Genomic DNA, 14186 nt, shown 5'->3' on the forward strand with positions numbered 1-14186 from the left:
ACATGCGCGTGGGGTCAGCCCCGCAGCAGGATCTTGCCGCTCCGTCCGGGGGTGAGCGAAGCCTTCACGGCGTCGACCGGTTCATCAAGCGAGAACTCCCCGCCCGAGGGCAGGTGAAGCGCGCCCTTGGCAGCGAGCGTGACCAGCTCGCCAATGAGGCGGGCCTTCTCGCTGCCCTCCATCTCGTTCATCACGCGGGAGCCCCAGAACCCCTTGACCGTGAGATGTCGCGAGATCACCGAACCGGCCCGAAGCTGAAGCGGCTCGCCGGTGGCCGTGCCGAAGACAACGAGCGTGCCGTCGGTGCCCAGAAGGTCTGCGATGTCGGCCACGATGGGGCCGCCGACACTGTCGATCGCGGCTTGGGCGCCGGTCTTGCCGAGGATGTCACGCGCCTTGGCGGTCCAATCCGGGTCGGAGGTGGTGAGCACGTTGTCGATGCCCATCTCTTCCAGCTCGGCCACCGCCTCTGCCCGGCGCACGAGGTTGAGGGTGCGGATGCCGCGCGACTTGGCCAGTTCGGCGAAGATCTTGCCGACGGTGCCGTTGGCGGCGGTTTGAACCACGAAATCGCCCTCGGACACCTTGAGATATTCCAGCAGGGCGAGGGCGCTGATCGGCATGGCGACAAGCTGCGCCCCGGCCGCGTCGGGGATGGCATCGGGCAGGGGGACCACGGCGGCGGCAGGGGCGATGAACTGCTCGGCCCAGGCCCCGTGGACCCCGGCGGCCACCACGCGCTTGCCAAGCAGGGCGCTGTCGACCCCCTCGCCGAGGGCTTCGATGATCCCCAGCGCCTCGGTGCCGCCGACGGCGGGCAGCTCGGGCTTGTAGCCGTAGGTGCCACGGGCGGTCCACAGATCGTGGTTGTGGATCGGGGAGAGCTTCATGGTGATCCGCACCTCGCCGGCCTTGGGCTCGGGGGTGGGGATATCGGAGGTTTGCAGCACATCGGCGGGTTCGCCAAAGCGGGTGTAGGTGATGGCTTTCATGGGGAAGTCCTTTCTGTCTTGCGCACCCAACGGATGCGCAGTCTTTCGGTTTCTGCTGTGGTGCGGCTCAGGTAAAAAACCGCGCGCGGGTGTCTTCCATCGCCTGTTCAAGCGGGGTGCGGCTGCGGGAGAGCTTGGCGTGGATCGCCGCGCCCAGCCATTGGGCATAGAGCATGGCGCCGCTGCGCTCGGGATCGGGGTGCGAGGCGAGGGAGCCATCGGTGGCGCCCTCGCGCAGCAGGAGGGCAAGGCGGGCGCAGACCTGCGCCACGCCCGCATCGAGGATCTGGCGCATGTCTTCGGAGAGGTCTGCAATCTCGGCGGCGAGCTTCACCACGAGGCAGCGGTCGGCCATGGTGGCGGCTTCGGTGCCAAGCGCGGCGTTGAAGTAGCGGGCCATCCGCGCCGCGGCGGGCTCGGGGAGGGCGATCAGCCCGTCGAGGGCTGCGAGGTATTCTTGCACGTAGCCATCCAGCAAGGCGCAGCCGAAGGCCTCCTTGGAGGGGAAGTAGTAGTAGAAGGAGCCCTTGGGCACACCTGCGGCGGCGAGGATGTCTTTCAGCCCGACACCGCCGAAGCCACGCGCCAGCACGAGGGCGCGGCCTGTGGCGAGGATGCGGGCGCGGGTCTGGTCGGATTTGCTTGGCTCGGTCATGGGGGGGCATCTAGGCGCTAATAGACCGGTCGTCTAGTGCCAGGGCAAAACAAATAGCCGGGCAAGAAAAAACCCGCCGGTTCTCACCGGCGGGTTGATCTGTTTTGGCCTGTGAGGCTGGCTTATTCGCGGCCGCCCATCAGCGAGAGCAGGAACATGAACATGTTGATGAAGTCCAGGTAGAGGCTGAGCGCGCCCATGATGGCGGCCTTGCCGAGCCATTCCTGGTCCCCATGCGCCGCGTGGGCGATGTAGGTGTTCTTGATGTTCTGCGTGTCGTAGGCGGTGAGGCCTGCGAAGATCAGCACGCCGAGGATCGAGATGGCGAACATCATGCCCGGGCTTTGCAGCCAGATGTTGATGATCGAGGCCACCAGGATGCCGATGACACCCATGATCAGGAAGCTGCCCCAGCCCGAGATGTCCTTCTTGGTGGTGTAGCCCCAGAGGGACAGACCGGCGAAGGCGATCGCGGTGACCAGGAAGGTCTGGGCGATCGAGAAGTCGGTGTAGGCGGCGAAGATCCAGGAGATCGACAGGCCCATGACGGCGGAGAAGGCGTAGAAGAAGAGCTGCGCGGCTGCGGCAGACATCTTGTTGACCATCGCGCCGAAGGCGAAAATCATGATGAGCGGGGCAAACATCACGACCCAGCGAAGCGGGGTTGCGAAGATCTGCTGGATCATCGCGTCGTTGTTGCCGATGGCCCAGGCCACGGCCGCGGTGAGCAGAAGGCCCACGGACATGGTCCCGTAGACCTTGTTCATATGGGCTTTCAGGCCCGCATCGATCTCTGCGGAGCGGGCGCCAACGCCTACTGAGCGGATCGTTTCATACTCTGCCATTCATGCCTCCAATTGCACAGGTTCGCAGCTGCACACCATCGGGTGCACGGCTTTGGGACAAATATCGGCACGAACGGCCTACATTTCAAGAGGTTCTGACAGGGAAACGGGTTGTTTCGATCCAAAGTTTTCGAGAGCGGCGCCCTCGGGGGAAAGCGCCGCTCTCGGGGGTTGGCGGGATCAGGTCCGCCAGCCCGGGGGAACGTCCCAGAGGCGGCGGGTGGATTCGGACCGGGCCTCTTCGGCGGAAATGCCGATATCCTTGAGCAACGTGGCGTCGAGCCGGGCGAGGGCCAGGCGCTGACGGCGCAGGGCGAGCATGCCCAGAGCGCGGGCCAGCAGGCCGCTGCGGGTGGCAGGGTGGCATCCGGACAGTGCGCCGGAGGAGAGGGGGGAGACGTGGGTGCTCATGGGTCCGTTCCTTTGCTTTCTGTGAACGTTGCGGTGTGTTCGATCAGGATGGTTGATATATGCTGTAGCGGGTGGCATATTTAAAACGAATAATCTTGAACGGACCCATCACGGAGATTGATGATGCCCCGCAACCTTGACCTTACGGCCCTGCGCAGCTTCGTGACCGTTGCCGATTGTGCCGGCGTTACCCGCGCGGCAGGGCAGCTCAACGTGACCCAATCTGCGGTGTCGATGCAGCTCAAGCGGCTGGAAGAGGCGCTGGACGAGAAGCTGCTGGACCGGTCGCAGCGCCAGATCGCGCTGACCCCCGCGGGCGAGCAGCTTCTCAGCTATGCGCGGCGGATGCTGGCGCTGAACGACGAGGCCATCACCCGGCTGACGGCGGAAGAGTTCGAGGGCCAGATCGTGCTGGGTGTGCCCCATGATATCGTGCTCGGATACATCCCGCGCCTGCTGCAACGCTTTGCGGCCGAGTTTCCGCGGGTGCGGGTGCATCTGGTTTCGTCATTCACCCGCAGCCTGAAGGAAGACTACGGGCGCGGCGAGTGCGACATGATCGTGACCACCGAAGACGGTGTTGACGAGGGCGGGGAGACGCTGCGGGAGGTGCCGCTGATCTGGGTGGGCGCCCCAGGCGGATGCGCGTGGCGCCGTCGCCCGCTGCCGCTCGCCTTCGAGGACAAATGCTTCTTCAAGCCCATCGTGCATCGGGCGCTGGATGAGGCCGGGGTGCCCTGGCAGATGCAGGTCAGCTCCAACTCGGCGCGCACGGTCGAGGCCACGGTGAACGCCGACCTCGCCGTTCATGCCATGCTGGAGGGGATGCACCCGGCCACCACCGAGCCGATCTGCCACGGCGGGGCGCTGCCCGAGCTGCGCTCGTTCCGCATCAACCTATATGGCGCGAACCGGATCAAGAACCCGGCGGAAGAGGCGCTGGCCGAACTGCTGCGCCGCGCTTACGCGGGCCGGCTGCCGGGGACGGGCATGAGCCCGGTGCCGGTTGGCGACAGCGGCGTGATCGGCGAAGCGATCAGCGCCGTGGCTCAACAACAACCTTACCGGTCGAGCGCCGCGTCCTGATCAGGTCCATCGCCTCGTCGATCCCGGTCAGGGGGAGGCGGTGCGAGACATGGGGGTGCAGGCCACCCCCCTCCCAGAGCTTCAGCAGGTCCGCGAGGGAGCCGGTGAGCACCTCGGGCGCAAAGCCCATGTAGCCGCCCCAGTACAGGCCCATGACGGTAATGTTCTTGACGAGCAGGTGATTGGCCTTGATCTGGGGCACCTTGCCTCCGGCAAAGCCGATGGCCAGAAGCCGCGCCTCGGGCCGCGCGGCGCGGAAGCATTGGGTAAAGAGCGGGTCGCCCACGGTGTCATAGAGCACGTCGATGCCGCCGAGCGCCTTGAGCTGGCCGCGGATGTCTTCGCTGGTGGCGTCGATCAGGTGGGTGGCGCCGGCCTTGGCGGCGACCTCGAGCTTGTCGGCCCCGCGGGCAATGGCCACCACCTCGGCGCCGAGCCGGGCGCCGAGCTCCACCGCCGTCAGGCCGACACCGCCCGCCGCGCCGGTCACGACCAGCCGCTCCCCGGCCGTGAGCCGTGCCCGGTGCGCCAGAGCGAGGTGTGATGTCCCATAGGCGACGAGGAAGGCGGCGGCGATGTGGAAGGGCATGGCCTCGGGCAGCTTGAGGCAGCGATCTGCGGGAAAGCATCCGGCCTCGGCCAGCCCGCCGCGCCCGCCGAACACCCCGATCCGGTCTCCGGGCGCAAGGCTCTCGACTCCCTCGCCAAGCGCGGTGACGGTGCCCGCCAGCTCGATGCCGAGCGTGAAGGGGGCGGGGGGCGTGTCCTGATAGGTGCCTTCGACCATCAACAGATCGGCGAAGTTGAGCCCGCAGGCGGCGATTTCAACGGCGACCTCTCCGGGTGCCGGGGCGGGTGTTGATACATCGACAAGTTGTGGGCGTTCGCCGGCTTGTGTGACGCGATAGGCCTTCATCAATGCTCCCTCCGATTGCGCACCTTGAGTAGGACTTGCGCTGGACTTGCGCAATCCTGTGGATATTAGCGTTTTGCAATTGCATTTTGCGATGGTTTGCTTAGTGAACTATATGCAACCGCAAATTGCATCGCGTAAAGCAGGTAAACTTGCCGGAGAGGGCGGATTGTGCCATGGTTGCCCCGCCGGAATGGATTTATAACCCCCTGTTTTCTAAGCACATGATAAAAAATCCGACGGCTTGGTAAAGAATTCCATACCACGCCGCGCATTTGGCACGGAAGTTGCTACTTAGGTCTTAAAGAAGAAGAAATTCAAGGAGACGTTTATGAAACATCCGGTCGACATTCATGTGGGCAAAAGAGTCCGCCACCGCCGGTGGATGGTCGGGATGACGCAGCAACAGCTTGCCGAGAAGGTCGGCATCAAGTTTCAGCAGATCCAGAAATACGAAACCGGGATGAACCGGGTCAGCGCCTCTCGCCTCTGGGACATTTCCCATGCCCTGGATGTGCCGATCTCGTTCTTCTTCGAAGGTCTCAGCGAGGACATGCCCCAAGTGGCCAGATCCGAAGCCGCCGACAACGGTGAGGCGGTGCCGGGCGATATCCTGGGTGACCGCGAGGCACTGGAGCTTGTGCGCAGCTACTACGCCATCCCCGAAAGCCAGCGCCGCCGGCTTTTCGACCTTGCCCGCGTTCTGAGCGATGTGAACTGAGCCGCGCCACCACGCGGAGATGACCAGTATTGCGAGTCCGAAAAAAGCGCCCCGCTGCCGGGGCGCTTTTCTCGTTTGGCGGGGTGGGGTAAGGCTGGGGCAAAGCGGGGGCGGCAGATGATGCGCGAAGAGATCACGGAGCAGGAGGCAGCGGAGTTGCGGGCCTGCGCGGCAGAAATGGCCGAGGCCGCCCGCGCGGCGATCCTGCCGCATTTCCGCACGGCGATGACGCCCGACAACAAGGCCGGGCCGGGCGGGTTCGACCCGGTGACGGTGGCCGACCGCGCCGCGGAGGAGGCCATTCGGGCGGTGCTGGCCAGACGCCGCCCGCAGGATGCCATTCTGGGCGAGGAGTTCGGGCGGCAGGAGGGCACAAGCGGGCTGACATGGATCCTCGATCCGATCGACGGCACCCGCGCCTTCATTTCCGGCACGGCGAGCTGGGGCGTGCTGATTGCCCTGCAGGATGCGCGTGGCCCGTTCTACGGCATCATCGACCAGCCCTACATGGCCGAGCGCTTCGAGGGCGGGCTGGGTGCGGCGCGGCTGGTGGGGCCGCGGGGCGAGACGCCGCTGAAGGTGCGCGAGGGGGTGGCGCTGGATCAGGCGACGCTTTTCACCACCTTTCCCGAGGTCGGCACGGGCGCGGAGGGCGCGGCCTTCCGCCGGGTGGCGCAGCAGGCGCGGCTCACCCGCTACGGGCTGGATTGCTACGCCTATGCGCTGCTTGCCCTCGGGCAGATCGACCTTGTGATCGAGGCGGGGCTGCAAAGCTACGACATCGCCGCGCCGATTGCGGTGATCGAGGCGGCGGGCGGGGTCGTGACCGATTGGCAGGGCGGCCCGGTGCATGAGGGCGGGCAGGCGCTGGCGGCGGCCACGCCCGAGCTGCACCGTGCCGCGATGGCGCTGCTGGCGGAGCAGGCTGCATGACCCATCGGCTCATCCGCGGCGGGCACGTGCTTTGCATGGATGATGCCGGCCGGGAGGGGGTGCTGGACATTCGTCTACGCGGCGGGGTGATCGAAGAGATCGGGCCGGGGCTGGCGGCGGGAGATGCGCAAGTGCTGGGCGCCGAGGGCTGCCTTGTCACGCCGGGGCTGGTGAACACCCATCACCACATGTTCCAGAGCCTCACGCGGGCCGTGCCTGCCGGGCAGGACGCGCTGCTTTTCGGCTGGCTCAAGGCGCTCTACCCGATCTGGGGGCGGATGACGCCGCAGGACATTCGGCTCTCCGCCCGGCTGGCGAGCGCCGAGCTGGCGCTGTCGGGCTGTTCGATGAGTTCGGATCACCTCTATCTCTTCCCCAACGGGGCGCGGCTGGAAGACAGCATTGAGGGCGCGGGCGAGGTGGGCATCCGGTTTCTGGCGACCCGGGGGGCGATGAGCATTGGCGAAAGCAGCGGCGGGTTGCCGCCCGATGCGCTGGTGGAGGATGAGGCGGCCATTTTGGAGGATTGCGCCCGGGTGGTGGATGCGTTTCACGACCCCTCGGAGGCGGCCATGGTGCAGGTGGGGATCGCGCCCTGCTCGCCGTTTTCGGTCAGCCGCGAGCTGATGCGCGACGCCGCCATTCTCGCACGAGAAAAGGGCGTGCGCCTGCACACGCATCTGGCCGAGAACGAGGAAGACATCGCCTATTCGCAGGCCAACTTCGGCTGCCGTCCCGGGCAATATGCGCAGGAGCTGGGCTGGGTGGGCGATGACGTGTGGCACGCCCATTGCGTGAAGCTCGACAGCGCCGAGATCGACCTGTTCGCCCACACCAGAACCGGCGTGGCCCATTGCCCCTGCTCCAACTGCCGCCTCGGCTCGGGGATCGCCCCGGTGAGAGCGATGCGCGATGCAGGGGTGCCGGTGGGGCTGGGGGTGGATGGTTCGGCGTCCAACGACGCCGGAAACCTTGCCGCAGAGGCGCGGATGGCCCTGCTGATGGCGCGGGTGCGCGATGGGGCCAATGCCATGCCCGCGCGGGAGGCCCTTGCGATTGCCACCCGAGGCGGGGCGGAGGTGCTGGGGCGGGGCCGGCATCTGGGCCGGCTTGCGCCGGGCTATCGGGCGGACCTTGCCCTGTGGGACATGAGCGGCGTGGAAGCCGCGGGCAATTGGGACAGGGCCGCGCTGCTGCTGGCCGGGCCGATGCGGGTGCGCGACCTCTTCGTGGAGGGGCGGGCGGTGGTGCAGGCGGGGGTGCTCCTTGGCGTGGACATGCGGGCGCTGGCGCAGGAGGCCGCAGCGGCGGTTGAGCGGCTGGCGAATGGCGGGTGAGGTTTGCTTGTGAGGAGGCGTGGATGACGTTTTGCAGCGTGAGCCGGGGTGTGCGGGCCGCGATGGTGTTGGCGTTTGTTGCGGTGCTGGGGGCCTGTGCGCCGGTGTCGCCGCCGGGGCCCGGGGGCACGAGCGGGAGCATTGAGGCCCCGGTGAGCGGCGGGACGGGCGAGGTTGGCCCGGCGGTGAACGCCTACCGCGTTTCGCGAGGTCGTGCGGCACTGGTCGCGCACCCGGCATTGGCGGCTGCGGCGCAGGATCAGGCCGACTACCTCGCCGCCACAGGCCGCACCGGACACGAGGGGCGCGGGGGCTCGAGCGTGATGCAACGGGTGCGGGGGGCCGGAATGCAGGCCTGCCTCGTGGCCGAGAACCTGTCGTTCGGCTATCCCGGCGCGGCGCAGGCGGTGGCGGGCTGGAAGGGCTCCAGCGGGCACAATCGCAACATGCTGCTGCGGGAGGCCACGCTCTATGGCGAAGGGCAGGCGGGGCGGGTGCGGGTGCTTGTGCTGGCGCGGCCCTGCTGAGCCCGGCGGCTGCCCCTAGCGGCGGCTGACGCCGTTGACCCAGACTGCCTTCAGGGCGCGATCATCGCCCATCATCATCGTGGGAAAGATCGCCTCCCAGATGTCGCGCGCCCGCGCCGCCCGCTGGGCGATGGCGGGGGTGGAGGCAAGGTCGAGGGCGATGATGTCTGCCGCCGACCCGGGCGCCAGCGTGCCGACCTCATCTTCCATCCGCAGCGCCTTTGCCGATCCGGCGGTGGCCAGCCACAGAAGCTGGGCTGGGTGCAGCACCGCGCCGTTGAGCTGGCTGATCTCATAGGCCGCGCCCATGGTGCGCAGCATCGAGAAGGAGGAGCCGCCGCCGGTGTCGGTGGCCAGCCCGACGGTGATGCCCTCTGCCGCGAGACCGGCAGCATCGAAGACGCCGGAGCCGATGAAGGTGTTGGAGGTCGGGCAATGCACCACCGCAGAGCCGCTTTCGGCGATGCGGGCCTTTTCGCGCTCGGTGAGGTGGATGGCGTGGCCGAACAGGGCGCCGGGGCCGATCAGCCCGTGCTTTTCGTAGGTTGCAAGGTAATCCTCGGCCTCGGGACAAAGCTCCTTGACCCATGCGATCTCTTCGACCTGCTCGGAGAGGTGGGTCTGCATGGCGCAATCGGGGTGCTCGGCCCAGAGGGTGCCCATCGCCTCGAGCTGCGCTTCGCTCGAGGTGGGGGTGAAGCGGGGCGTGATGGCATAGCGGGCGCGGCCCTGCCGGTGCCAGCGCTTCAGCAGCGCCTTGCTCTCGTCATAGGCGCGCTCCGGGGTGTCGCGCAGGGCAGGGGGCGCGTTGCGGTCCATCGCCACCTTGCCGCCGACCACGGCCATGCTGCGGGCCTGCGCGGCCTGAAAGAAGGCAGTGACGCTTTCGGGGTGCGAGGTGCAGAAGCTCGCCACTGTGGTCGTGCCATGGGCCAGTGCGAGATCGAGGTAGCGCCCGGCGATGGTGGCGGCATAGAGCGCATCGCCAAAGCGGCTCTCTTCGGGAAAGGTGTAGCCTTCGAGCCAGTCGATCAGCCGCTTGCCCCAGGAGGCGATGATGCCGGTCTGCGGGTAGTGCACATGGGCATCGACGAAGCCGGGCAGCAGGAGCGCCGCGCCGTAATCGACCCGGCGGGCGGAGGCATGGGTTTCGATCAGTCGGGCGGCGGGGCCGATCTCGGCAATCTTGCCGCCACGGATCAGGATGGCGCCCCGGCTCAGGTGCCGGGCAGAGCCGGCGGGGGGCTCGGAAAAGGGGTTGTCGGTAAAGTCGATGATCTGCCCCAACAGCAGGGTCTCGGGCGCCGAAGCATCGGCGGTGGAAGGGGCGGCAGCGGTCATGGCGCAAAGGTTAAGCGCCGCCCGCGTGAGGGTAAATGCGGGAATCGCATCCACATGGCGTCCTCTGTGACGATTTCACGCTGCCCGGAGAAAGACCCATGCGCGGCTTGCGCCGGGCCATGCGTCCAATATGTTGGCGGCAACGCCAGAAGGAGGCCCTGACGATGAGCGAAGAGCCGAACACCGAGACCGCCACGCAGGACCGCCCCGAAGAACGCCCCGAGCTGCGGGACGAGCAGGATTACTCGCTTCAGGCGCCCTTTGTGCAGGCGGTCCTCGAGGCGACCTTCAACGACGACACCCATACGCTTTCCGAGCTGCTCGACCCGCTCCACCCGGCCGACATCGCCGACCTTCTCGAACAGATCGGGGAGGGGCCGCGGCGCGAGCTGATCCTGCTCTGGGGCGAGAACATCGACGGCGAGATCCTGTCGGAACTCGACGAGAGCATCCGCGAGGACATCATCGCTGCCCTCTCGCCGGAGACGCTGACGGAGGCGGTGCGCGAGCTTGATTCCGATGACGTGGTCGACCTTGTGGAAGACCTCGAGGAGGAGCAGCAGGAGGCGATTCTCGAGGCGCTGCCTGCCGCCGACCGGATCGCGGTGGAGGAGGCGCTGTCCTGGCCCGAGGAATCCGCGGGTCGCCTGATGCAGCGCGAGGTGGTGCGCGCGCCCGAGCATTGGGACGTGGGCCAGATGATCGACTTCATGCGGGCCGAGGGGCAGGAGCTGCCGGAGCAGTTCTACCACGTGATCCTGATCGACCCGAAGATGCACCCGATCGGCTATGTCGCGCTCGGGCGCATCCTGTCGAGCCCGCGCTCGACCCTGCTGATCGACATTCAGGAAGACAGTTTTCGCACCGTGCCGGTGGATCAGGACGAGGGCGAGGTGGCCTATGCGTTCAACCAGTATCACCTGATCTCGGTGCCCGTGGTCGACCATTCCGACCGGTTGGTGGGGATCATCACCATCGACGACGCGATGTCGGTGCTGGACCTGGAGGCGGAGGAAGACCTTCTGCGCCTTGCGGGTGTGGGCGACGAAAGCCGGGTGACGGACTCGGTTTGGGAAACCACCAAGCTGCGCTTTCCGTGGCTGGCGGTGAACCTCGTGACCGCGATCCTTGCCAGCCTCGTGATCGACCAGTTCGAGGCGGTGATCACCCAGCTTGTCGCGCTCGCCGTGCTGATGCCGATCGTGGCCTCGATGGGCGGCAACGCGGGCACGCAGTCGCTCACGGTGGCGGTGCGCGCGATTGCGACCAAGGACCTTACCGGGTCGAACGTGTGGCGGGTGATCCGGCGGGAGGCCTCGGTGGGGCTGCTGAACGGGCTGGCCTTTGCCGCGCTGATGGGGCTGGTGGGCTGGTTCTGGTTCGGCACGCCGATGCTGGGCGCGGTGTTGGCGCTGGCGATGATCATCAACCTGCTTGTCGCTGGTCTGGCGGGTATTCTGGTGCCTGTTCTGCTGGATCGCTTCAACATCGACCCGGCGCTGGCCTCCGGCGCCTTCGTGACGACGGTGACGGATGTCGTGGGCTTCTTCGCCTTCCTCGGGTTGGCGACGGTGATGCTGCTGTGAGCATGGCAGAGGAGAAGCGGGCGGCGCGGGATGCGGCGCTGGCACGGCGGGCCGCGGCCCATGAGGCGTTGTCGGGCCATGCGGCCGGGCATCTTTCGGAGGTGCTTGCCGGCTATCGCGGTGTGCCACTGGCCGGCTACATGGCGATCCGCGACGAGATCGACCCGCTGCCCGCGCTCGAGGAGGCTTCCGCCCACGGCCCGGTGGGGCTGCCCTGCATCGTGAAGAAAGACAGCCCTCTGGTGTTCCGCCAGTGGGAGCCGGGGGCAGAGATGGTGCCGGGGCCGTTCAACACCTTCGAGCCGAGGGGGCCGGAGATGCGCCCTGAGATCGTCGTGGTGCCGCTGGTGGCCTTCACGCGGGAGGGCGCACGGCTCGGGTATGGCGGCGGGTTCTATGACCGCACGCTGGCGCTGCTTCGGGCCGGGGGCCCGGTGCTGGCGGTCGGCTTTGCCTATGGCGCGCAGGAGGCCGGGGCATTGCCGCTGGAGCCGACCGATGCGCCGCTCGACATGATCGTGACCGAGGCCGGGGTGATCTCGCTCTGAGGCCGCGCAGGCCGATCGCCCGCCCACTCATCCCGATCGCCCGGCGCGGCCCCGCTGTGGGCTTGCGGCTGTGGCAAGGGCCGAGCAGGGGCCGCAGCCACGGAGTTACCGGCCGCGCGAAAATGAGCCGGGCGCGGGCTTGCCGTGGGCGGCGTTGCGGCTTAGGGCTTTGTCATGCGGATACTCTTTCTTGGCGATGTGATGGGGCGGGCGGGCCGGACGGCGGTGGCCGAGCGGCTGCCCGGGCTGCGCAAGGATTGGCGGCTCGATTTTGTCGTGGTCAACGGCGAGAACGCCACTTCGGGCGCCGGGCTTTCGGCCGCCCACGCGAAGGGGTTGCTGGAGGCCGGGGCGGATGTGATCACCCTTGGCGACCATGCCTTCGACCAGCGCGAGATGCTCAGCTTCATCGGCTCCGAGCCGCGGGTGCTGCGCCCGATCAACATTGCCAAGGACGCGCCGGGCAAGGGGTTTCGGGTGTTCGACGCGCCGGGCGGGCGCAAGGTGCTGGTGGCGCAAGTGCTGGGCCGGGTGTTCATGAAACAGCCCTATGACGATCCGTTCTCTGCCATCGAGCCGGTGCTGAAGAGCCATGTGCCGGGCGGGCTGGTGCAGGCTTCGCTGGTCGACATGCATTGCGAGGCGACGAGCGAGAAGATGGGCATGGGCCATTTCTGCGATGGCCGCGCGAGCGTGGTTGTCGGCACCCATACCCACGTGCCCACCGGCGATGCACAGGTGCTTCCGCGCGGCACCGGGTTTCAGGCCGATGCGGGGATGTGCGGTGACTACAATTCGGTGATCGGGATGGAGACCGAGGAGCCGATGCGCCGTTTCGTGACCGGCATGGCCAAGGGGCGGTTTCAGCCCGCGATGGGCGAGGCGACGCTGTGCGGGCTCTACGTGGAAACCGATGATCGCACCGGTCTGGCCAAGCGCGTGGTGCAGGTGCGCCAGGGCGGGCGTCTGGAGCAGGTGGGCCCGGCCTGAGACCGGACGGCGGGATGCGACGCGCCTAGAACAGCGCCTCGCCCTGCTCGTCGATCATCTGACGGGCCTTGCGCAGGCTGGCGGTGGCGGCCTCTTCTTGCGAACCGATCACGTCGGCGCGGATCATCTGGTGGCGTTTGGCCTCGCCATCGACCTCTTTCTCGATGACAGCCGCGATGCGGTAGCCGCCCTCGGTCTTTTGCGGTGTGGCGGTGATGGAGAAGCCCTTGTGGGTTTGCGGCTCGGGCGCGGGTGCGGCGGTAGATCTGCCGAAGAGTTTGCCGAAAAGGGACATGGGCTCAGGTCTCCATCTGCTCGAGATAATGGGTAACGCAATCCTGCACCCGGCGAAAGCGGTCGCCACCGAGGTGGGTGCCGCCGAACCAGCGGGTGACGATGATGACATGGCCGGTCAGTCCGGCCCGCTCCAGCATGCGCAGAATCACCATGCCCGCACCGGCCTCGCCGTCGTCATTCTTCAGCGGGCCGTCGTCTGTGATCAGGGCCCATGTGTTATGGGTGGCCTTTGCGAATTTCTTCTGCCGTTTCAGCTCTTTGAGCAGGGCCAGCGCCTCGGCCTTGCTGCCCGCGGGGCCGCCGGAGACGGCGTATTTGGAGCCTCGGTCGGTGAGGATGTTATCGAAGGTTGTCAGGGCCATGGGCAGGGAGCCGGGCGCGGGGGTGCGCCCGGCTGCTCAGAGCGTGCCTTTGGTGGAGGGGATCGCGTCGGCCTTGCGCGGGTCGGGCTCGAGCGCGTCGCGCAGGGCGCGGGCGACGGATTTGAAGGCCGCTTCCGCGATGTGGTGGCTGTTGAGGCCGTGCAGCGCATCGACATGCAGGGTGATGCCGCCGTGGGTGGAGAAAGCCTGGAAGAATTCGCGCACCAGCTCGGTGTCGAAGGTGCCGATCTTGGCGGTGGGCAGCTCCACGTTCCAAACCAGGTAGGGGCGACCGGAGAGATCGAGCGCACAGCGCACGAGAGCATCGTCCATGGCCAGCAGGCAAGAGCCGTAGCGGGTGATGCCGCGCTTGTCGCCCATGGCCTCGGTCAGCGCCTTGCCCAGCGTGATGCCCACGTCTTCGACGGTGTGGTGATCGTCGATGTGCAGATCGCCCTTGGCCTCGATCTTCATGTCGATCAGGGCGTGGCGAGCGAGCTGGTCGAGCATGTGATCGAAGAAGCCGACGCCGGTTGAATTGGCGTAGCTTCCGGTGCCGTCGAGGTTGATCTCGACGGTGATCGCGGTTTCCGCGGTTTCGCGGGTAACGCTGGCTGTGCGCATCGGGGCCTCCGGGTGACG

General features: G+C 67.2%; 17 protein-coding genes. 8 read left to right on the top strand and 9 right to left on the bottom strand.

Translation table 11 applies throughout. The features are described 5' to 3' along the window. Nucleotides 1-14: 14 nt before the first annotated feature. The 4 genes from GTH22_RS01500 to GTH22_RS01515 all read right to left on the bottom strand — a co-directional run bounded on the left by GTH22_RS01500 (nt 15) and on the right by GTH22_RS01515 (nt 2903). Nucleotides 15-992 (bottom strand): zinc-binding dehydrogenase, encoded by a 978-nt coding sequence (locus GTH22_RS01500; RefSeq protein WP_252942779.1) that lies wholly within the window; start codon nt 990-992, stop codon nt 15-17. A 67-nt stretch (nt 993-1059) separates the two neighbouring features. Beyond that, nucleotides 1060-1647: a TetR/AcrR family transcriptional regulator gene (locus tag GTH22_RS01505; RefSeq protein ID WP_252942780.1), complete on the bottom strand. Its 588-nt coding sequence runs from the start codon at nt 1645-1647 to the stop codon at nt 1060-1062. 122 nt (nt 1648-1769) lie between these two features. Continuing rightward, complete coding sequence (locus tag GTH22_RS01510; protein ID WP_252942781.1) at nt 1770-2492, bottom strand: Bax inhibitor-1/YccA family protein; 723 nt, start codon at nt 2490-2492, stop codon at nt 1770-1772. A 180-nt stretch (nt 2493-2672) separates the two neighbouring features. Beyond that, nucleotides 2673-2903 (bottom strand): DUF1127 domain-containing protein, encoded by a 231-nt coding sequence (locus tag GTH22_RS01515; protein ID WP_252942782.1) that lies wholly within the window; start codon nt 2901-2903, stop codon nt 2673-2675. A gap of 123 nt (nt 2904-3026) precedes the next feature. Here GTH22_RS01515 and GTH22_RS01520 point away from each other — a divergent pair, with 123 nt between their 5' ends. Further along, the gene (locus GTH22_RS01520; RefSeq protein ID WP_252942783.1) at nt 3027-3989 is read left to right on the top strand and encodes a LysR family transcriptional regulator; all 963 of its coding nucleotides are present in this window, start codon (nt 3027-3029) and stop codon (nt 3987-3989) included. On the opposite strand, the gene GTH22_RS01525 is transcribed toward GTH22_RS01520, so the two are convergent. Beyond that, nucleotides 3940-4905 carry an NADPH:quinone oxidoreductase family protein gene (locus GTH22_RS01525; protein ID WP_252942784.1) on the bottom strand — a complete coding sequence of 322 codons (966 nt, stop codon included), beginning with the start codon at nt 4903-4905 and terminating at the stop codon, nt 3940-3942. The genes GTH22_RS01520 and GTH22_RS01525 overlap by 50 nt on opposite strands. 328 nt (nt 4906-5233) lie before the next feature. Here GTH22_RS01525 and GTH22_RS01530 point away from each other — a divergent pair, with 328 nt between their 5' ends. The 4 genes from GTH22_RS01530 to GTH22_RS01545 all read left to right on the top strand — a co-directional run bounded on the left by GTH22_RS01530 (nt 5234) and on the right by GTH22_RS01545 (nt 8420). Next, the gene (locus tag GTH22_RS01530) at nt 5234-5623 is read left to right on the top strand and encodes a helix-turn-helix domain-containing protein (protein ID WP_252942785.1); all 390 of its coding nucleotides are present in this window, start codon (nt 5234-5236) and stop codon (nt 5621-5623) included. 120 nt (nt 5624-5743) lie between these two features. Further along, nucleotides 5744-6556, top strand: a complete 813-nt coding sequence (hisN, locus tag GTH22_RS01535; RefSeq protein WP_252942786.1) for a histidinol-phosphatase — start codon at nt 5744-5746, stop codon at nt 6554-6556. Then, nucleotides 6553-7893 (top strand): 8-oxoguanine deaminase, encoded by a 1341-nt coding sequence (locus tag GTH22_RS01540; RefSeq protein ID WP_252942787.1) that lies wholly within the window; start codon nt 6553-6555, stop codon nt 7891-7893. Before hisN ends, GTH22_RS01540 begins: the two co-directional genes overlap by 4 nt. Before the next feature lie 23 nt (nt 7894-7916). Continuing rightward, complete coding sequence (locus GTH22_RS01545; RefSeq protein ID WP_252942788.1) at nt 7917-8420, top strand: CAP domain-containing protein; 504 nt, start codon at nt 7917-7919, stop codon at nt 8418-8420. 15 nt (nt 8421-8435) lie between these two features. Here GTH22_RS01545 and guaD read toward each other — a convergent pair whose 3' ends face one another. Further along, nucleotides 8436-9761 carry a guanine deaminase gene (guaD, locus tag GTH22_RS01550; RefSeq protein ID WP_252942789.1) on the bottom strand — a complete coding sequence of 442 codons (1326 nt, stop codon included), beginning with the start codon at nt 9759-9761 and terminating at the stop codon, nt 8436-8438. A gap of 164 nt (nt 9762-9925) precedes the next feature. Between guaD and mgtE the strand changes: the two genes are divergently transcribed. The 3 genes from mgtE to GTH22_RS01565 all read left to right on the top strand — a co-directional run bounded on the left by mgtE (nt 9926) and on the right by GTH22_RS01565 (nt 12885). Next, the gene (mgtE, locus tag GTH22_RS01555; RefSeq protein WP_252942790.1) at nt 9926-11347 is read left to right on the top strand and encodes a magnesium transporter; all 1422 of its coding nucleotides are present in this window, start codon (nt 9926-9928) and stop codon (nt 11345-11347) included. Nucleotides 11348-11349: 2 nt separating this feature from the next. Then, the gene (locus GTH22_RS01560) at nt 11350-11895 is read left to right on the top strand and encodes a 5-formyltetrahydrofolate cyclo-ligase (RefSeq protein ID WP_252942791.1); all 546 of its coding nucleotides are present in this window, start codon (nt 11350-11352) and stop codon (nt 11893-11895) included. 174 nt (nt 11896-12069) lie between these two features. Next, nucleotides 12070-12885 carry a TIGR00282 family metallophosphoesterase gene (locus GTH22_RS01565; RefSeq protein ID WP_252942792.1) on the top strand — a complete coding sequence of 272 codons (816 nt, stop codon included), beginning with the start codon at nt 12070-12072 and terminating at the stop codon, nt 12883-12885. Between the two features lie 25 nt (nt 12886-12910). Here the strand turns inward: GTH22_RS01565 and GTH22_RS01570 are convergent, their stop codons facing one another. The 3 genes from GTH22_RS01570 to hisB are packed head-to-tail and all read right to left on the bottom strand — an operon-like array spanning nt 12911 to nt 14168. After that, nucleotides 12911-13180, bottom strand: coding sequence for an HlyU family transcriptional regulator (locus GTH22_RS01570; RefSeq protein WP_252942793.1), 270 nt, complete (start codon nt 13178-13180; stop codon nt 12911-12913). A 4-nt stretch (nt 13181-13184) separates the two neighbouring features. Then, nucleotides 13185-13544 (bottom strand): YigZ family protein, encoded by a 360-nt coding sequence (locus GTH22_RS01575; protein WP_371928308.1) that lies wholly within the window; start codon nt 13542-13544, stop codon nt 13185-13187. A 36-nt stretch (nt 13545-13580) separates the two neighbouring features. Further along, entirely contained in the window at nt 13581-14168 is a 588-nt protein-coding gene (hisB, locus tag GTH22_RS01580; protein WP_252942794.1) for an imidazoleglycerol-phosphate dehydratase HisB, read from the bottom strand. Nucleotides 14169-14186: the final 18 nt, after the last annotated feature.

The organism is Oceanicola sp. 502str15, assembly GCF_024105635.1.
GTDB lineage: Bacteria > Pseudomonadota > Alphaproteobacteria > Rhodobacterales > Rhodobacteraceae > Vannielia.

Excerpts from the sequence above, each read along its gene's own strand:
- GTH22_RS01500 (WP_252942779.1), bottom strand. The coding sequence starts at position 992 with ATGAAAGCCATCACCTACACCCGCTTTGGCGAACCCGCCGATGTGCTG.
- GTH22_RS01570 (WP_252942793.1), bottom strand. The coding sequence starts at position 13,180 with ATGTCCCTTTTCGGCAAACTCTTCGGCAGATCTACCGCCGCACCCGCG.
- GTH22_RS01520 (WP_252942783.1), top strand. The coding sequence starts at position 3,027 with ATGCCCCGCAACCTTGACCTTACGGCCCTGCGCAGCTTCGTGACCGTT.
- mgtE (WP_252942790.1), top strand. The coding sequence starts at position 9,926 with ATGAGCGAAGAGCCGAACACCGAGACCGCCACGCAGGACCGCCCCGAA.
- GTH22_RS01505 (WP_252942780.1), bottom strand. The coding sequence starts at position 1,647 with ATGACCGAGCCAAGCAAATCCGACCAGACCCGCGCCCGCATCCTCGCC.
- GTH22_RS01560 (WP_252942791.1), top strand. The coding sequence starts at position 11,350 with ATGGCAGAGGAGAAGCGGGCGGCGCGGGATGCGGCGCTGGCACGGCGG.
- GTH22_RS01565 (WP_252942792.1), top strand. The coding sequence starts at position 12,070 with ATGCGGATACTCTTTCTTGGCGATGTGATGGGGCGGGCGGGCCGGACG.
- hisN (WP_252942786.1), top strand. The coding sequence starts at position 5,744 with ATGCGCGAAGAGATCACGGAGCAGGAGGCAGCGGAGTTGCGGGCCTGC.
- GTH22_RS01525 (WP_252942784.1), bottom strand. The coding sequence starts at position 4,905 with ATGAAGGCCTATCGCGTCACACAAGCCGGCGAACGCCCACAACTTGTC.
- GTH22_RS01530 (WP_252942785.1), top strand. The coding sequence starts at position 5,234 with ATGAAACATCCGGTCGACATTCATGTGGGCAAAAGAGTCCGCCACCGC.
- GTH22_RS01575 (WP_371928308.1), bottom strand. The coding sequence starts at position 13,544 with ATGGCCCTGACAACCTTCGATAACATCCTCACCGACCGAGGCTCCAAA.
- GTH22_RS01515 (WP_252942782.1), bottom strand. The coding sequence starts at position 2,903 with ATGAGCACCCACGTCTCCCCCCTCTCCTCCGGCGCACTGTCCGGATGC.
- GTH22_RS01540 (WP_252942787.1), top strand. The coding sequence starts at position 6,553 with ATGACCCATCGGCTCATCCGCGGCGGGCACGTGCTTTGCATGGATGAT.
- GTH22_RS01510 (WP_252942781.1), bottom strand. The coding sequence starts at position 2,492 with ATGGCAGAGTATGAAACGATCCGCTCAGTAGGCGTTGGCGCCCGCTCC.
- hisB (WP_252942794.1), bottom strand. The coding sequence starts at position 14,168 with ATGCGCACAGCCAGCGTTACCCGCGAAACCGCGGAAACCGCGATCACC.
- guaD (WP_252942789.1), bottom strand. The coding sequence starts at position 9,761 with ATGACCGCTGCCGCCCCTTCCACCGCCGATGCTTCGGCGCCCGAGACC.
- GTH22_RS01545 (WP_252942788.1), top strand. The coding sequence starts at position 7,917 with ATGACGTTTTGCAGCGTGAGCCGGGGTGTGCGGGCCGCGATGGTGTTG.